Raw genomic sequence first — 16,198 nt, 5'->3', positions numbered from 1 at the left:
GCGGACAACTCACCGGCCTGGGGGTCCCCACACAAAGGGATAAGCAGCGGTACCGGACGAGCGAAGCGACGGAGGATAAGAAGCTGCCCCTTTGTGGTGGGGAAAGGCCGGTGATAGCCTCGGCGAGGCGGCACCGCCTCCCCAAGCGGAAAACACTCAACCTCTTATGTACTTTTTGATTGTCTATGTTTTAGCCCCTGTTTGCGCGTCTTTCAGAAATGATTTTTTATTTGTCTGGGTACGCCGCGACGGTGGACCACTCTCTGTCGTATGCCGCATTCTTGGTCCACACCTGCGGAATCGGAATCTTGACCACGTACACAATGCTTGGACCGTTAAGCACTACATCAATCCCGTATGCCGGATTGCTGTAGTGGTATGGAAAAGATGGCGTGTTGCTGTAATCCACGAACTGCTCCAGCTCCACCGTGAGCGGTTGCTTAAACATGCTTCCGGCCAGAGGCGACAGGGTATTTGCGTCCAACTTCATGTTCGATGCAATGACTTCACGGAAGATCGCGTCGGCCTGGGTCTGGTCGAATACCGGATAACCGTCGCTTACACTTGCGGAAGTGACCTGCATGGAAGCCGCGTGACTGGCGTTTTCGAGAGCGTATGTCACTCGCTGCAAAGCCTGCTCTTGGTATCCAGTGTTTAGGACCGAGAGGTGCACCTGCACAAAGAACACGATGAGTATCGAGATCGCGATGACGTACCTCATTGCAGCGCCTCACTCATGGCGGTTGCAGACCGCGAGAGCGTGATAGTATTGCTATCCGGCGTAAGATGCAGGAATGTGAGCTTTGTCGGTACGCTGATACTCAAAGTGATCAGGCTGCCTCTGGTCTGTGGTGTCGTCGTGCCTTGGACATAAACCCACGAAGGTGGATACCCCAGGTGTTGTGCGACCGTATTTTGAATATTTTCGAGGTCGGCCTCGGTGAAATACCCCTTGATCTTTGCTTGCTCCAGTGCCACGTGCACTTCGGTCTCCAGGAGCATTCCCCTGGCTTCGTTGAGCTGGTCCATGAGCGGCTGGTAAGCAAAGTAAAAAAACATTGGCAGCAGGAGTATAAAGACGATGACCGACCTCATCGGATTTCACCTCGTAGAACTTAACTGATTGCCTGTGTTACCGCGGTATCTGCACTGTTTTGGACCTTACTTTGTTGATTGTTGAAGAATAGCTGGGCCCCAGCGTACATTGAGACTGCGAGGATGAGCAGGAGCCCTGCGATGACAATAGATCGCATGTAAGTTTCCCCCTCTTAACGTTGTGCGAGAGTCTCATGAGTGGTGATGGTTGACTGAGTGAAGTTTTGAACGCGACTTCCGGAATATTGGTAGGTTTGACCCACGGTTTCGACTATCCCAAGGATGGCTACAAGTAGCAAAGACGCCACGATGATTTGCCGCATCATCCCTCCTCCGTTCGACAATATTTTATAACTTTATATGATGTATAGCAAGCATTATTTCCCATCATTGAAACTGCATCATAGAGTCTGTGTAGAGTTGAATGATAGCCGCAAAGTCCCAAGCCGCAGCAGAGATGCCGAGAAAAGCGAGGGCAAATCCGACGAGACCGCGGAAGTACATGCGTTGTCGAAAGGCAGCTAGGCGTTCTTCCTGGAAGTCGTCATGGCGCTGTTCGAGGATGTCGAGGGCTACCTCAGGAGCGCTGGATTCAACCTCTTGAAGGATTTTGGCGAGTGCGGAGGCCTGTTCGGTGCCGATGCGCTCCGCGAACGTGTCCAGTGCATACTTGGGATCACGTGACCAGAGAGTGAGGCATTGATTGAGTGCCTGCGCAAGTTTCGGAAGCCGGGGCGTAAGCCGTTGGAGAATGGCATAAAGGCTCCGGGGGCGCGTGGCGTAAAACTGCAGTTGTTGCTTGATGAGCACGTAGAGCAGATACAGTTCTTTGTTGATGACGAGGGTGTGCTGTCGCTTGAGTAAGCGGAAAACATAATACATGGGACCATAAGAGTGGTACGAAAAGAACCACCAAACCCCGGCTGGCAGGACTAAGACGAGAGGATTTCCAACAGTGACGACAATCCGGATGCTAAAAAGAGCCACGAGCAGGGTGGCAAGAGCACGTACATAGTAGTACGTGGCCGCAGTGATGCGAAGTCCGCTTTGCTGGAGGTAAGTGGCCAAGGTCTCATCGTGCATCTTTTCGCGCACGCGGACCTGTGTGATTCGCCACTGGCTGGATATACGGGCACGAATCTGGGACTGCGTATATTCGGTGGTGTTAGCCACGTAGTAGAGATACACGCTGGTCGAGGCAGCGACGCCGAGAATGCCATACGCGATGAGATCCACTGTGAGTCCCCCTTAAATGTCCTGCTTGGGACGGAAGAAGATGATGGCCACCGCCAGGCTGAAGCATGCAATCAGGGCGGTGAGAATGAAGAGCGCAAGTCCTTGGGTGGTACCGAACTGATACTTGAACGCGTTGTGAGTCACGCCGGCGTACAGGTACCAAAGTCCGACGGGGAAGGCCACAAAGGGTGTCACGGCCACCATCAGGGTGTCGGTGCGGTCCAAGCGTTGCCGTTTCAGCTCGGCTTGAACATGGGTGATGTCTTCAGCCAACTCTACGAGAGAAGTATCGACATCAATGCCCTCGACGAATCCATCGTAGATGAGGCTGGAGAGCTGCGTGGCCCAAACGGTGCCGGTTTGGTTGTTAAAGCTGCGCAGGGCTTCGAGAGCGTCCCTCTCGCCCACATGCCGGCTGAGCCTTACAAGAAGTCTGGATAGGGCGCGACGAATCGCGGAAGGCGGAAGCTCGTCCACCGTGGCGGCAAGGGCATGCGCCATGTTGAGATGCTCTGCTCGGTACTTGGTGACCAATAGTGAGATCGCCGGAGTGATGTCGTACGAATTCTTGATGGATAACCGGTACTTCTGCACACGCAAGACTGCGTACGGCAGAAAGAACGAAAGAGTGGCAGGGACAACGGGTAAGAGGTAATTGGCGGTCACGAGATAGAAACCAATGTACACGACCGCGGCGACCGCCAGACTGAAGTAGAGAAAGGCCCTCAAAGGATCGGGCGTCTTGTAATCAAGAGTGGCTTCGAGGACATCCAGTATGTGCTGTGTCAGACTGATTCTCGGCCGCACCTGCCCTGTACTAAAGCGCTGATTGTACAGGGACGCTGTCTGCAACCTGCGACGCTGGGCGACACCGGTCCAGGCGATACGCGTGCGTTCCCAGGCAGAGATCCAAACGCCGCGAAATAGGTATACGGCCCCGCCGAAAATCGCAACGTACAGCAGCAGTCGAATGAGCGCGTCAAGAATCCGAAATGCCATTATCGTTCCTCCCGAGCAAGCGACTTGCGCGTGACACTGGCGCTGGACGGATAGGTGTGTGCGAGTCGTGTGAGTTCGGTCTTGAAATCACGGTAGGCAAGCGGATCGTTGCGTTTCATACGTTGCTCGATTGCAGGAGTGAGACGGTCGAGGAACGCCCACTGTCCGTTTGATTTGTCGTATTCCATCCAAGGGATCATCGTGAGTTCGCCGGTTTCTGAGTTGAAGTCGAAACCGTAAACTCCTGTTACCACCTTCCTGCCATTGTCCAATTCCGTCATGGACACCACCACATCAAGGGTCTTGGCAGCGCGGACGTACTCCGCGTAATAGCTGCGGGTTGGATAGTCGTTCAGACTCAAAGTTGCGAACTCCGCAGGGATGTCCAAGATGTGTGGGCTGTGATAAGTGCCGAGGTACCCACCACCCCGTTCCGCGGAGAGGAGCAGCATTTCAAGCTCTCCGGACCGGACTTCTGGGACGATGATGTAGTGCGCGTCCATACGCAGGAGGCTCGGGAAGAGAGTTCGCATCTCTTCGAGCGTGGTCCGGATGGCGATCACGTGCGCGGCACGTTCAGGGAAGTCCTGCTTTAAGCGGATCTCGAAGGAATCGCGTTCAAGCGTAATGACGGTGAGATCCGGTTCGCGGGCAGCGTAGAAGACCTTGAGAAGAGTGGATTTGCCAGTGCGAACGGGACCGGTGATGATCGTGTTTAGCATGAGTCTGGCGAGGGCGTTGAACCACGGGACAGATTCAGTGGGTATGGTGCCCGTTTCAGCTTCGTGTTCGAAGGTAAACTCCTTGAACGTGTACTGACGAAAAGTAATGATGGGTTCCTGGACCGTTGGCGGGACCATGATAGATACCCGCGTTCCATCGAGCATCTCGACTTCGGCCGATGTGTCGACCGATGACACGTGAGACAACGAATCCCGCAGTGTAATGGACCGGATGAGACGATACACCTGATCCAGCGAGTCGAAACTGAACGGTTGCCGAACCTTACGGCCGCCTTTGTGGAACAGAATGGCAGTTCCATTAACTTGCGCTGCCTCCGTGGGCTGCCTGAACCAGACACTCATTGGCCCGAAACCCAGGCACGTTTGAAAGAGGGCGTCGGTGAGGTCCAGGTAATAGTTGGGGTACGTAACCGTGCGAAACTCCGGATGCTGACGGAGGAAGTCCTGGATTCGGTCGCGGAAGAATGACCGAGCTGCCGGATCACCAATGATGGCCTGGTGTTGACGTTCACGGTACGAGTCCCCGTGTTGCTCGAAGAGCTTGTCGAGAAATTCATTCAGCGCGGCTACTGCCTTGGTGAATCCATGATCACTGCGATAGGTACGGATCGTACTCTGTTGCTCAAAAACATACGCGTGTGCATCAAAGTTGTCCGGAGCGTGAGTAAGGTCGACGATGGTCTTATTCGTGGTCATGGCCTTCACCTGCTTTCTGCCTTTCTGCTGGCTGCCGCCGCCATGGCATATTTGGCAGCGATGCCTTCCGTGATTAAGCGCATGGCGTCCTTCCAACGTCGCTGGTCGAGAAACAGCCGGAGCTTGTCTGGCTGCTGTTCCGCGTAGTAGGCGATCTCCCGCATCTCGGGAATTGCAGCCAGCGGAGTGACCCCCATCGCTTTCGCATGAGCGGTGAGGAGCTTTACTTGCTGCATGCGATTGCCGACAAGGAGGATGTGTTCGGGATCGATGCCCAGCGGTGACAGCGCGTGCTGGGCGTGCAGTTGAAATTGTGTCTGCGCATACAAGAGGTCCGTGGTCACTGCGTATAGGCAACTGGCAGATAGTAGAGCTTGCAGGGCAGGCGCGGTATTGAGGATGGAGCCTGCATCTAAGACCACAACCTCAAAGGCGCTTTTGGCTGTGGAAATCAAGTAGGACATGTCCTCGGGTCGGAACTGTAACGCGGCAGTCTGGTTTCGGTTGCCGAGAAGATACGACACCCCGGATGGGAGCACGTCCATGGAGGACTTGAGTTTCTCCGGTGTGAGTTGCTTGAGCCGAATGAATGATCTGAGGTCATCGAGGTAGTAGGATGGATCGGTCACGGCCCAGGAGCCAGGATTGTAGCAATTTAATCCCAGAACCCCAACAGAAAGGTTGTACTCCTGAGCGAGATAAGTGGCGACGGATAGGGCGATGGTGGTGGTACCGAGCTGCGGGAGAATGCCCCAAAAGGTAAGCACAGGTTGGTCATTCCGTGAACCTTCCAGGGTTCGGAGGTAGGTCATCAGGCTTGCCGCATCTAGCACGGAGATTTTGTAGGCGGTGCCGAAAGTCTCTTTGGCTGGTGTAATGCCATTGACGAGATAGACCATCGTGAGCTCCGGACGCAGCTCCCGATATTCCCGCAGATCGGCAACATCGACAGCAGCCTCATCGACGATGACGACGTCGGCCAGGGCTTCAGTCGGGACATCGGCAAGGGAAGCCAAATCGTGGAGCGTATAACGTGTACGCACGAGAGCCTTGAATTCGTCTCGAAGGCCTACGCTGTATAAATTCACCGCTGTATCGCAGCGCGGAGCCCCCAGTGTTGAGAGATGGGGGAAACGCTGCGTCCCTCCCTTCGTTACATTGACTTAACTTGTTTTATTTACTTGTTCGGAGCGTACACAAAAACCAATTGATTGTTGGCTTGGACAGCCGCATAAAGCTTGTCCCAGTCGGTTTTCGTCATAAGAAGTTCCATCTCGCTGGGATTCGCTGTGCCATTTTGCCGTTCTGCTAGCACACCGCCTCCGAGTGTGACGGGAGGGGCATTTTGGACTTCCTGGTTGGAACCATTGCGCACAAACTCCACTGGGACATCTTGAAGTAAAGGTTCCTGGGATACCTGGCTCATAAAGTTATTGGGAGCCGTGGGAGCCGGTGTAGAATGCTGCGAGACCGCGGGAGGCGCAGTGGGAGATGTCCCAGAAGTTGATGAGGGCGCAGGACGGACGTAAATCGTCACTTTGTCGCCACGGCGCAAGCTATCCGGCATGGCAGCGATCCACTGGGAGATGATCGGGACGATATATTGACCTTTCTGGGGGACTAATGGGTCAGTCTCCAGATCGACAGGAGTGATCTGCTGGTTGACGACAATGGTTTGTGCCGCCATCTTCCCGACAATGGCGTTGGGGTCTGAAATCGCAGACGGAACCACGATTGCACGCGGGACATGGACAGCTTTGATGTCACCCGCCTGAATCACGGTATTGGGCTCGATATTCCGAGTTGCCACGTAGGCTGGTGCATCATTGATGATGGGAGACAGATACTGATTGTACACGATGGTACCACCCACGCCGACGAGAAGAGTTGCACCGGCCAGGGTATTCTTGAGCCAAGGTTTCATGTCCGTTTCCTCCTCCACGGGATTGGGAGTCGCCTCTTTTGGGACTTCGGTGAATCATTTGGTCCCGCACGAGTTCGGGGAATCCACTGGTCCACCAACTTCTGCTGGAGGATGGCGAAGGCCTCTGAGGCCTCCGGAAGGGCGGCTACACATTGTCCCGCCCAGAGCGCTCGTTGCACAAGCTCAGGGGAAAGATACGGGACACGCAAGGCCTTCGGGAAATAAGGTTCTCCGGTTTGTGGGTCCTCAAGGACTGCGTGTTTGGTCCATTTGTTCAAGATGGTTCGCACCCGCTCCCCGTATTTGCTGTGGATTTCTTGATAGAGCTGCGCGTACGCGACTAGATTGAGCATCGTAGGATCACAATCCATCACCAGGAGGAAGTCATCTGCCGTTTCGAGGAGAAGGTCATCATCGAGGTTAGTCCCCCCGTCCACGAGGACGAAGGGTCTTCTAAGCTGCCGGTATAGGTAAGTGATGAAGGCCTCCTCCGTTACGTCTTGCGAGAAGTCGGGCTTCAACGGGACGAGGGTCACTCCGTCTTTGGTGATGGTGTCTCCCTTGCCGTTCTCCGCCCAATGGACATAGTCCGGTTTCAGGTCGGCACACGTGAAGTACTCCCACATACGAGGGAGCTGCTTTGGGTGTTCCACGAGAGTGACACTACCCGGCGGCATACGTCGTGCCAGGATGTACGCCAAGTTTGTCGCCACAAAGGTCGCTCCAGCTCGTGGCCAAAGATTCACAACGACGATGAGCCGTGGGCTCATGGTCAATGGGACATGCTCGGTTATGTAGACCGGTTTCTCGACGGGAACCTCGATGACTTTTTCGATGACTCGTTCTTGGATCACCGGGGAGGAGACCGGTGTATTTGTAGTCGTGGCTTCCGCAGCCCCAGGCGATGGCGAGGCAGGACGCTTCCGTTTTAGCAAAGGATTGTCCTGGCGGGTCCGTAGCTGGGGAACCCGATCGGAGCTGTTCGTCCCTTCGGATGGTTCGGAAGCTTCCTGTGCAGGAGCGGCATTCGACGTATCTGTGTCTATCTGTGCTTCCGCTTCCCGTGCGATGGCTTCGGCATGGGAGGTTATCCAGCTCTCCGCGATGGTGAATTCGCCTGTAAAGGCTGTTACAGGGACGCCCAGGCGCGTAAACAACTCCTGCGCGCCGGCAGCATCAGGCCACTGGGGATCGAGCAGCACTGCGACCGGAACGTGCGCCTGCAGCCACCTTTGCACAGCCGGAAGGTCACTGAGGTATTCAGAGATGTGCTGGTGCGCAGCATCTCGTGTAAGTCGTCGGTATATGGCTTGACTTCTCACAAGCACCAGGACTTTCTGTGCCACCGACATATATCCTGCGCCGGGAGCCACTGGCTTTAACCATGGGGAGGAGGGGCCGGAATCATTCCGTCGCGTACGCATATCCATCGCCTCGCTGCAGGATTTTAAGGTACTTGGGATGCACGTCGAACCCATTCAACCTAAAGCTCGGTCTATGACGTATGGCAATGCGCCCGACGTGTCTTCCCGTATTCTTCCCTCTCGGTATAGTGGCTCGCACCAAGTCACCCGTCCGAAAACCCATATACGACTTTGCGGCGGGTGCGTGTCGGATAGGGAATCCGTGCTTGTCCGTCCCGCACCGTCGCCTTGTACCATGTCCCTTAGCGACAATTCGCGTAACCTGCATTTCCGGGTGAAGCCGCATACGTTCACCCAACTCTCCTACACACGCTGCGTCGATCCAGTGCGCTTTCGGATACCCCTGCACGGCGCGGTTGTACTTCGTTCTCCCGCCGCTTCCCACTTCGAGAGGCAACCCGGTAGCCTGCAGACGCCTGAACAACGCCCATCGGGTTGCATTCACGACAGCAGCTCCCTTGAGAGACGTCTTGAGCCCCGCCTTGATCTGACGCAGGCGTTCAGGGTCGTGGTGGAGAAATTCCTCAAGGGACTGGTTGCCTTTGGCCTGGTTGCACTCGTGGCAAGCCACAGTGAGATTGGACACGCGATCCGTGCCCCCTCTCGACCGCGGCACTACGTGCTCAACCTCCAAAGGGACATCTTCCGCGCCACAATAGACGCATTTCCTGCCCCACTTCTCCAGCAGGTATTCCCTCACCTCGTATCCGAACAGCGTGCCCTGCTGATACTCCACGCCGTGGATCTCCGGGTCTTGGAGCTTCTGCGTGTCGAACCGCACCAGCTCCATCGACAGGTGTGTGAGGGGCGCGAACCGGCGCAACCGTTCAACCCATGTGACGACGTTCTCCACTCGGCTGACCAAGCTCGGCGGCAGCCACCCTTCCGGTCGCCGCCGATTGTCGAATCTCGGCTTGCGATAACGTGTCTTGCGATTCCGCCGGGCATGTCGCAGCGCTCTACGTGTCAGCAGTGCTTGCCGGATCTGGTCGCCCCGATGATGGAGTTCAGCCGCCCATACCACTGTATCGCCCCGCTGGAAGGCGGCGGTCACTGCAATTCCTGTGACCTTGGCACCGGGATCGAGTTTCAACCGCACTGACTGCACTTCTCCCCTGTCGCGGTCGTGGAGGATGATGGTGAACGGATACCATCGGAACACCGACGCCCGGCCTGCTTTTAGCAATTGTCTCGCACGTGCCGGATGACAGGGCATCAAAGGGTGGTGATTCTTGTCCAACACCAAAACGCGGTTTTGTTTCATGGCAGTTACCTGCCCTTCTCCCCGATTGGGGGTAACGTTGGCCTCGCCCGGTTACCTCGGCTTGTGATGTCCGGCACACTGGCTTCAACCCCGTATGCCTGTTTAATGCCGGACGGCAGGGCCTGGAGCTGGCCTCGCACCCCAGGGTGCCATGACCGGGATAACGGCTGCGCGAAGGCCGTCGCCTTCGTGCGGGCTGGTCAACCCCGGGCTTACTCATCGTAAGTCCCCGGCTTTAGCCGTGGGGTGGTTGACGCCTGGATTTTAAAACAATATGACTGTATCATGAATGACAATAATGTGGTGACACTCTTATATTTACGATATAAGTTCTATAAAAACAAGGAGGTTTTACGTGTTGACTACGTACAAGCCGTGGATCACGAAGGTCCCAGAGTCGTTGCGTCGGGACATCCGTTTGGCGTCAGCCACCAAGGAGCGCAGAATCCGCGATGTGATCGAGTCTGCGCTGAACCACTACTTTGCATCCGTGGATGAGGGTGGCATGCCCGCGGTGGATCAGGAAAGCCTGGATCGGTATGCGGAGGAGCGATGGGTGGACTGGGGCATCCAATTGAGTCGGGACGTATACATCCAACTGAAAACCCTCAGCTTGCAGACAGGAAACCGGATATATGACCTCTTTGTGACGGCGATGGTGCGATATCTTCGAGATATCGCGGTCGGCAGTTAACGGTCGAGATTCGGTTGAGATTGTTGGATCTGGATGCGAGTCTTCGCGCGCCGTCTCCTCCTTCGTGCATTGGTTTGCTCCGCGAACTTTGTATTGTGTTGCAGCGGCTGGGTATGTTCGGCCAGCCTCTTGATGTGGTGCCCAGCCATACGTTGAGCACGTCGAAGCCGAACGCTGTGAGAGCCGATTCTTGATTTCTCCATTTCGGTTTTGCGCTCTGGAACGTACCGTTCAAGTTTTTTATCCAAGGCTTGACGTAACCATTCGCAATCTTCCTTGTTGAGATACAAACGCCGGTTGTGCCCTTGTGCATCCGTACCAACACTCATGATCGACAGATGAATATGCGGGTGCCTGGATTTTTCGTGGACGGCGCCGATCCAAGTGAGCTGAATGCCCTTGCGTTCCTCAAGGTCTCTGATGAGCTCCCTCGCCATGTCCTTAAAGCTGCCTCCTGCCTCCAAGAGCGCTCGGTAATCCGTTTCCCGGAGAGAGAGGATCATGGTATGCGCCTTCACCGCGGAGGGATGCTGGAGTGCGGGGTGGTGCTCAATCTGGCTGAGGAACGTACGATAGTCCGCTCCGTGGTCGAGTTTGGCATTGAAGAAACCGCGTTCCTCTTCCTCTTGTTCGCGGGCGCGAAAGCCGATGTACTTGACGTTGGCCCGGACACGGTCCATCGTCTTCTTGTATCGCACCAGGACGACGGTACGCGCACGCGACTTAGCCATGCTTCATCATCGCCCCCACTTGGAAGGCACGCTTCCTGTTAAAGAGCGCCACTCCCTCCTCACGCAGTTCCGCGTAGATCTGCTTGGGATCTACTTCTGTTCCTGGCGATTCACTTATCCTCTCGGCCTCTCGCTGTTCCAAGACGTCGTACAGGATCATGCACACATCAATGGCGACGGAAGAAATGAGGGTCCGAAGACCGGATTCCATCCTCATCAGTCTGCGCTCGATGATGTTTTCAATCACCTGTTCTGCATGGTTCCGGTTCTCCATCAGCACGTAATTGACGATGGCCTCCGAGACGATATCCCCCAACGTCCTATCGGGATGGCTCTGCTTGAACTGGTCAAGCATGACGGAGGCCTGATCGGTTAGATGCAGGTTCCGTTTGGGCATGATGGTAACACCTCCCTATACGTCATCGAGTATACCACGTTTCTTCCCGAATATCACTAGAATGGCGAGGAATATCTAAGATAGCTTCCAGTAGGATAATTGAAATCTTCCTGTTCAAGCCTTGCTATGCAAGGCTTGTTGAGACGCTGGAAGCGTCTCTTTATCCTGCACCCCTTCGGGGTATCGGCTCCGTTCCTTCGCCGTGCCTCATCTACCGCTTGAGGCACGGCGAAGGAACGGGAATAAGCCGATAGTCCCGAAGGGTTGGACCGCGCCGCCCTGGCGAGGGCGTCGCGGCCGTTTCATGGACCTCGTCCGGAAACGGCCGCATTCCGCCAGAGCCCGCAGCCAGGGCGAGCGCGCGATCCGTTCCGTCTTAGCGTCTCAGAGATGCCATCAGCGGAGCCCGCAAGGGAAGGCCGCCGAATAGAAGAAATAAATTTAAAAAAGACTACATCACATAACATAAAGTCATAAAAAACAACACTACATCACATTATGTACCAGTATAAAAAGACAACGTGTAATAAAACCCAGGGTTTAAGCACCCTGGGCCACCTGTCCGGAGCACTGACGTTTCAACTGCGCTTCAAGAGCAGTTATGATGGTATTCGCGGTCTGCTGGATGGTTGTTCCAACCTTCTGCACCAGCTCCACCCCGTTTTCCTCGTGTGCCCAGCTTGCGACATATCCAAAGCTGTAATCGCTGGTGTCCAACCCGAAGTAATTCGCTACCACGTAGGCCGTACCCTCGGCTTCTGCTTCAACCTGAGAGCGTCTCTTCTCCTTGCGGTCGCTGTCCTTGTGATGCAGCAGGCTATGGACATATTCATGAATGAGCGTCTTCGCTGTTTGGTCGGTGGCCATGCCAGGTTTGATCACGATTCGATGCGCAGATGGGTCGTAGTATCCTTTCGCCTTCCCAGTTTCCGCGAAACTGACGGGCACATCGATGACGTGTTGCAAGGCCTCCAGGAGTTTGGCGGCCACCTCGCTGTTGCCCGTGAGCTCTTCGGTGAGTGACGGGAGAGGCTTTCCCTCCGTCTGGCTGACATCAAAGACATTGACCACGCGGAATCCACACAACCGTTGACGAGTGACAGGCTGCTCGGCACCGTCTTCCTCGTTTTCCTCAACAGTGACGGTCTTGATGAGAGGGGCAAAAATCTTGAGGGCCTTTTCGCCTTTCTTGACGTGTCGGCCCAACTCTTTCCACGTGTGGAAGCCGGCCACCCTGGTAGCCGTGGGCATCTGGAGCCAGATCAAGAAGGTGTTGTTGAAGGAGTAATTGTGAAAGCGAGACTGCACAGCCAGCACCTCTTTCCAGGTCGCGGAGTCGTAGACCTGGGCCACACCGGATACCAACCGCTCGTAAAGTTCTTGGACCTTCTCGTTCTTCATGCGGATCTCTCTCCCTTCAGTGTCTCGTGCGCCCCCAGGGGGGTGCCGCCTGAGGCGGAGGAATCACGGCCCTGGGGGTCCCCACGCCAAGGGGAAAGCGCCGGTACCGGACCGAGCGCAGCGAGGGAGGATAAGGAGGCGCGACCCTTGGTGTTGGGGAAAGGGCCGTGATAGCCTCGATGAGGCGGCACCCGACTCCCGAAGCACGAGACACGGGAGAGACGAGGGGCCCAGGCGTGGCCTGGGCCTACCTTTTCCGGGCAGATGTGACTTCTCAATGGCTGTGAAGTGTGTTACGCTTGGCGCATAGGGAAAGCCCAGGCACCCTGTCGGGCACCTGGGCTTGAGGGGCGGCTCCTAACGCTTCTTGCGTCGGGAGCCTTTGCCTTTTCTTGCCGCGAACACGGCTGCGACACCGCCCAGCAGCGTACCGAGGCTGGCGAGCACCGCGGCGAGGCATTGACAGGCCTTCATGTGGCCACCCCCCTTCGGCCCCGGTTGGGGCGACCCGAAGGGGCGGGGCGCGAGTCACCGAAGGCCGGAACGAAGTGGAGGACGGCGCGAAAGCGCCGTTGACCGCGCCCGCACAATGAGGGGAGCCAAGCGGGGCCGCCAACGCCAAATAGATGATTCCGGGCTTGTCGCGGAATCCTCCTTTCTCCTGTCGCTCAACTTGATCCTCGATGACGAGAAGCTGCCCTTACCATTGCGCATCCCATCAGTAAGACACTGAATCCAACAACCAGGTCAGTGAGATCCCGCAGGCCTTGCCATGTGAGATACGGACGAACGATGAAATAATACGCGATGAGACCCCAGATAAACAGTAGAATGCGCTTTGTCCAGGTCACAGAGGACCCTCCCCTCGGGCGGATATGGAATGAGATGGACGTGGTAAGCACCGAAATCGGGACTTGGATCGAAAACCTGCTGCACGACGATTTTCACATGCGGCGATTTGGTTCATGAATCACTCACTCCCCTCCCGGAGGCGAAAGTATAATTTTCCGCCTTCACGTTTACTCTCGCACCAATGATGCTCGAAGTTCAACAACGCTCGCGCCACGGATACTCGTGGATTGGCGTAATGGGTCTCAACACGCTCGCAGATTTCACGGACAGACAGCCAGCCGTCTGAATCGCGGCGATTGCGTTCCCACCGCAAGACATTGCGGATTCGCTCCATCGTGATCCTATAAGAGGTCACATACCCCCCTCCCCGATGTCCTCCTGGTGGACCGTAACGCTGTTCTTCGTATAAGTGCTTGAGCAAGTAATGTGTTGCAGCGTGACGATTCAATTGTGCATGGACGTGGATTTGAACATTCCACCAGTCTTCCTGATGCAACCAATCTGCTTTGTGATGCTCGACGGTGAGAAGGCCAATTCCTTCTCGACGCAACAGATCACGCGCGTACGAATTCAGATGACGTTTCGGCCGAGGGACCGCCGCATAAACGTAGTGAGTGTATCTACGCCAATCCACGCATTGTTGAATCAGGTCTAACGAAAGGGAGGTCTTCAATTCGACGACCACGAGAAGATTCCCCAGTCGTCCCACCACGTCAGCACGTCTGTCGAATTGGACCTCACTGTAGACAGTGAAGTCCCGTTCTTCGAGCCAATGCTTGACCGGTTCGAATAGTTCCGTTTCTTTTATGACCGCGAGCATCATGCTCTCTCCTTTGTGTGATACCCTACAGCGCGGTTCGCTGCATAACTTGACTTTTCAGCCAATACATGCCTGAAGATAGGGCGGGCCCCCCTCATATCCCAAGTGTCAACTGTGGTCGAAGACCCTTCTGGATGACATACTCGTCCAGTTCTGCGCGGCTCGTGAAGATTGCGTCCGACATGTCCGGCCGGTCCAAGCGCGCCCACTCCAGCCGCCATGGATACCGGCTCTGTGGATGGTGCTTAACGGCGTACAGACATCCATCGTGCTGCCAAACCTCGATGGCGTCTTGCTTGACGGCGCGCACGAAATGCCCAATGTATCCATATGGCTCCCTCACTTCACGCACCTCCTCACTCTATGAGGTCCTCTACCGTCGTCCGCGGCGCCGGGACCACCCGGAAACTCCGTCCCGCCGCGTCTAGCTGTTGTCCCAACGCATCGGCTTCCTCACGAGTCATCCTTGGGGTGGGTATCCACCCATCCCATCGCTGCATCCAGATCAAGTACCGTTCGGGAGTTTTAGGAGCCTCGCGCATTTCGACTGCCTTCATCGATCTCCACCTCCAAAAGTCAGTGCTCGCTATCAAATATATATAAAGAATATATAAATATTGTTTTTATAGCAAGGTTGATGAGCGTAAAATGGGCCGTCGGAACATTTGAAACTTCACTGTCGGAATGTCTTTTTCAGCAGCTTCTCGTTACGCACACGCCTCCACTTGGTGTAAGACCAGAACCAGACTACGACCATGAGGACGGCAAGCGTGTCGAACTTCCAGCCACTCTGGATGAGATACCCGACCAAGATGAATGGAAGTGCCACGACACGATACAGGCGAAACAGTTGGAACATGGGCGATTCCCTCCCCAAAACTCCCCAAAAGGGTCGTGATCGATTAATGTACTGCCTAACTGATGCATCAGCTTTCCTCGGAACCGAGTTTCCAACGTCTAATTTCCGGTAAGAGGTCCTTCTTGAACTTCGACCTCCGGATGACCTCAATCCTTGTTCCATCGGTGCACACCACAGTAAAGCGGACAAAATAAGGCTTCTCACGCATATTAGTCTCTACCATCACATCGCTTATGGGATACACATGTCCGTCAATGTGTACGTGCGGTTTATCACGCATGTATTCAACACGTACCTTATTTTGAGTCTCTATCCACCGGCCGATCGGATAACCATGGTCAAACATGCGGATTCTGATTGGTGCTCGCGTAGAAGCCCTCCCTACAGCGGCTTGGGACGCTTGGAGCCAATACATCAGGATGTCTGGTGAGACGTGTTTACCGCCCCTGTCTGAGTGGACCGGGTGAGGCGCGCGCGTTTTGGATAGAGCGGGCACGCCAGCTGGATTAGTCACTACAGGAGCCTGCCAGGTCTCTAAGCGTGTTTTCCACTGTAGCAGCCGAGTGCGTTCCACCTGTCGCAGAACGTCCTTGATGGGCTCCTCGCCGTCCAAGGCCCGGGTGATCTCCTCCAAGGCCTTAGGGACCGGTCCCAACGAGGCAATGTACTTACGTTTGGGCTTTTGGCCTGGCTTGCGTTCTGAGCGACAGACTTGGATGTAATGGGTACCCTTGACTCGCGCTCGATAGAGGAACATCACTTGCACTCCCTGGTCGTTTGAATTCTTACGTGTACATTGTACACAGACTCAACCCAATTAGTCACTACAAAGATTTGCAGGCTGGTTGTTTCAAGGCCTGCCGCTTACGCCACCTCCTTTCTTAAATTGTCTCGCGCGCCCCCTTGGGGGGCTCCGCCCAAGGCGGAGGAATCGCCAGCTCGGGGGACCCCACACAAAGGGAAAAAGCGCGGTACCGGACTGAGCGAAGCGAGGGAGGATAAGGAGCGCGACCCTTTGTGGCGGGGAGGAGCTGGCGATAGCCTTGATAAGGCGGAGCCGATC

The 16,198-nt window shown here is 55.4% G+C and carries 16 protein-coding genes; 1 reads left to right on the top strand and 15 read right to left on the bottom strand.

Features of this window, described 5'->3' with window-relative positions; genetic code table 11:
• Positions 1-226: 226 nt before the first annotated feature.
• The 9 genes from BM357_RS15550 to iscB all read right to left on the bottom strand — a co-directional run bounded on the left by BM357_RS15550 (position 227) and on the right by iscB (position 9,333).
• Positions 227-721 carry a hypothetical protein gene (locus tag BM357_RS15550; protein ID WP_074955545.1) on the bottom strand — a complete coding sequence of 165 codons (495 nt, stop codon included), beginning with the start codon at positions 719-721 and terminating at the stop codon, positions 227-229.
• The gene (locus tag BM357_RS15545; protein WP_074955542.1) at positions 718-1,095 is read right to left on the bottom strand and encodes a hypothetical protein; all 378 of its coding nucleotides are present in this window, start codon (positions 1,093-1,095) and stop codon (positions 718-720) included. The genes BM357_RS15550 and BM357_RS15545 overlap by 4 nt, the downstream gene beginning before the upstream one ends.
• A gap of 387 nt (positions 1,096-1,482) precedes the next feature.
• Positions 1,483-2,331, bottom strand: a complete 849-nt coding sequence (locus BM357_RS15540) for a hypothetical protein (protein WP_074955539.1) — start codon at positions 2,329-2,331, stop codon at positions 1,483-1,485.
• A 12-nt stretch (positions 2,332-2,343) separates the two neighbouring features.
• Positions 2,344-3,330, bottom strand: coding sequence for a hypothetical protein (locus tag BM357_RS15535; protein ID WP_074955536.1), 987 nt, complete (start codon positions 3,328-3,330; stop codon positions 2,344-2,346).
• Entirely contained in the window at positions 3,330-4,769 is a 1,440-nt protein-coding gene (locus BM357_RS15530) for an ATPase, T2SS/T4P/T4SS family (RefSeq protein ID WP_139234755.1), read from the bottom strand. The genes BM357_RS15535 and BM357_RS15530 overlap by 1 nt, the downstream gene beginning before the upstream one ends.
• Before the next feature lie 5 nt (positions 4,770-4,774).
• On the bottom strand, positions 4,775-5,857 hold the full coding sequence (locus tag BM357_RS15525) for a CpaE/TadZ family protein (protein ID WP_074955530.1): 1,083 nt from the start codon (positions 5,855-5,857) through the stop codon (positions 4,775-4,777).
• 89 nt (positions 5,858-5,946) lie between these two features.
• Positions 5,947-6,693 (bottom strand): SAF domain-containing protein, encoded by a 747-nt coding sequence (locus BM357_RS15520; protein WP_074955527.1) that lies wholly within the window; start codon positions 6,691-6,693, stop codon positions 5,947-5,949.
• Positions 6,690-8,039 carry a CpaE/TadZ family protein gene (locus BM357_RS15515; protein ID WP_074955524.1) on the bottom strand — a complete coding sequence of 450 codons (1,350 nt, stop codon included), beginning with the start codon at positions 8,037-8,039 and terminating at the stop codon, positions 6,690-6,692. Before BM357_RS15515 ends, BM357_RS15520 begins: the two co-directional genes overlap by 4 nt.
• A gap of 58 nt (positions 8,040-8,097) precedes the next feature.
• Positions 8,098-9,333 carry an RNA-guided endonuclease IscB gene (iscB, locus tag BM357_RS15510; protein WP_425426560.1) on the bottom strand — a complete coding sequence of 412 codons (1,236 nt, stop codon included), beginning with the start codon at positions 9,331-9,333 and terminating at the stop codon, positions 8,098-8,100.
• Positions 9,334-9,736: 403 nt separating this feature from the next.
• Between iscB and BM357_RS15505 the strand changes: the two genes are divergently transcribed.
• Entirely contained in the window at positions 9,737-10,075 is a 339-nt protein-coding gene (locus tag BM357_RS15505) for a hypothetical protein (protein ID WP_074955516.1), read from the top strand.
• Here BM357_RS15505 and BM357_RS15500 read toward each other — a convergent pair.
• From BM357_RS15500 to BM357_RS15470, 6 genes are all read right to left on the bottom strand, one after another.
• Positions 10,072-10,806: a hypothetical protein gene (locus BM357_RS15500; RefSeq protein ID WP_074955513.1), complete on the bottom strand. Its 735-nt coding sequence runs from the start codon at positions 10,804-10,806 to the stop codon at positions 10,072-10,074. The genes BM357_RS15505 and BM357_RS15500 overlap by 4 nt on opposite strands.
• Positions 10,799-11,203, bottom strand: a complete 405-nt coding sequence (locus BM357_RS15495; protein ID WP_074955510.1) for a hypothetical protein — start codon at positions 11,201-11,203, stop codon at positions 10,799-10,801. The genes BM357_RS15500 and BM357_RS15495 overlap by 8 nt, the downstream gene beginning before the upstream one ends.
• A 540-nt stretch (positions 11,204-11,743) precedes the next feature.
• Positions 11,744-12,604, bottom strand: coding sequence for an ArdC-like ssDNA-binding domain-containing protein (locus tag BM357_RS15490; RefSeq protein ID WP_074955507.1), 861 nt, complete (start codon positions 12,602-12,604; stop codon positions 11,744-11,746).
• 970 nt (positions 12,605-13,574) lie between these two features.
• Positions 13,575-14,276 (bottom strand): hypothetical protein, encoded by a 702-nt coding sequence (locus tag BM357_RS15485; RefSeq protein WP_074955504.1) that lies wholly within the window; start codon positions 14,274-14,276, stop codon positions 13,575-13,577.
• 94 nt (positions 14,277-14,370) lie between these two features.
• Complete coding sequence (locus BM357_RS15480) at positions 14,371-14,619, bottom strand: hypothetical protein (protein WP_074955501.1); 249 nt, start codon at positions 14,617-14,619, stop codon at positions 14,371-14,373.
• Between the two features lie 330 nt (positions 14,620-14,949).
• The gene (locus tag BM357_RS15470; RefSeq protein ID WP_074955494.1) at positions 14,950-15,135 is read right to left on the bottom strand and encodes a hypothetical protein; all 186 of its coding nucleotides are present in this window, start codon (positions 15,133-15,135) and stop codon (positions 14,950-14,952) included.
• Positions 15,136-16,198: the final 1,063 nt, after the last annotated feature.

The sequence above is a fragment of the Paenalicyclobacillus macrosporangiidus genome (genome assembly GCF_900116805.1).
GTDB classification, from domain to species: Bacteria; Bacillota; Bacilli; order Alicyclobacillales; family Alicyclobacillaceae; genus Alicyclobacillus_H; species Alicyclobacillus_H macrosporangiidus.
Note: the sequence above shows the minus strand (reverse complement) of the source record. Positions and strands in the feature narration are given on the sequence as shown.

Excerpts from the sequence above, each read along its gene's own strand:
- BM357_RS15485 (WP_074955504.1), bottom strand. The coding sequence starts at position 14,276 with ATGCTCGCGGTCATAAAAGAAACGGAACTATTCGAACCGGTCAAGCAT.
- BM357_RS15535 (WP_074955536.1), bottom strand. The coding sequence starts at position 3,330 with ATGGCATTTCGGATTCTTGACGCGCTCATTCGACTGCTGCTGTACGTT.
- BM357_RS15500 (WP_074955513.1), bottom strand. The coding sequence starts at position 10,806 with ATGGCTAAGTCGCGTGCGCGTACCGTCGTCCTGGTGCGATACAAGAAG.
- BM357_RS15520 (WP_074955527.1), bottom strand. The coding sequence starts at position 6,693 with ATGAAACCTTGGCTCAAGAATACCCTGGCCGGTGCAACTCTTCTCGTC.
- BM357_RS15490 (WP_074955507.1), bottom strand. The coding sequence starts at position 12,604 with ATGAAGAACGAGAAGGTCCAAGAACTTTACGAGCGGTTGGTATCCGGT.
- BM357_RS15470 (WP_074955494.1), bottom strand. The coding sequence starts at position 15,135 with ATGTTCCAACTGTTTCGCCTGTATCGTGTCGTGGCACTTCCATTCATC.
- BM357_RS15495 (WP_074955510.1), bottom strand. The coding sequence starts at position 11,203 with ATGCCCAAACGGAACCTGCATCTAACCGATCAGGCCTCCGTCATGCTT.
- BM357_RS15530 (WP_139234755.1), bottom strand. The coding sequence starts at position 4,769 with ATGACCACGAATAAGACCATCGTCGACCTTACTCACGCTCCGGACAAC.
- BM357_RS15550 (WP_074955545.1), bottom strand. The coding sequence starts at position 721 with ATGAGGTACGTCATCGCGATCTCGATACTCATCGTGTTCTTTGTGCAG.
- iscB (WP_425426560.1), bottom strand. The coding sequence starts at position 9,333 with ATGCCCTGTCATCCGGCACGTGCGAGACAATTGCTAAAAGCAGGCCGG.
- BM357_RS15545 (WP_074955542.1), bottom strand. The coding sequence starts at position 1,095 with ATGAGGTCGGTCATCGTCTTTATACTCCTGCTGCCAATGTTTTTTTAC.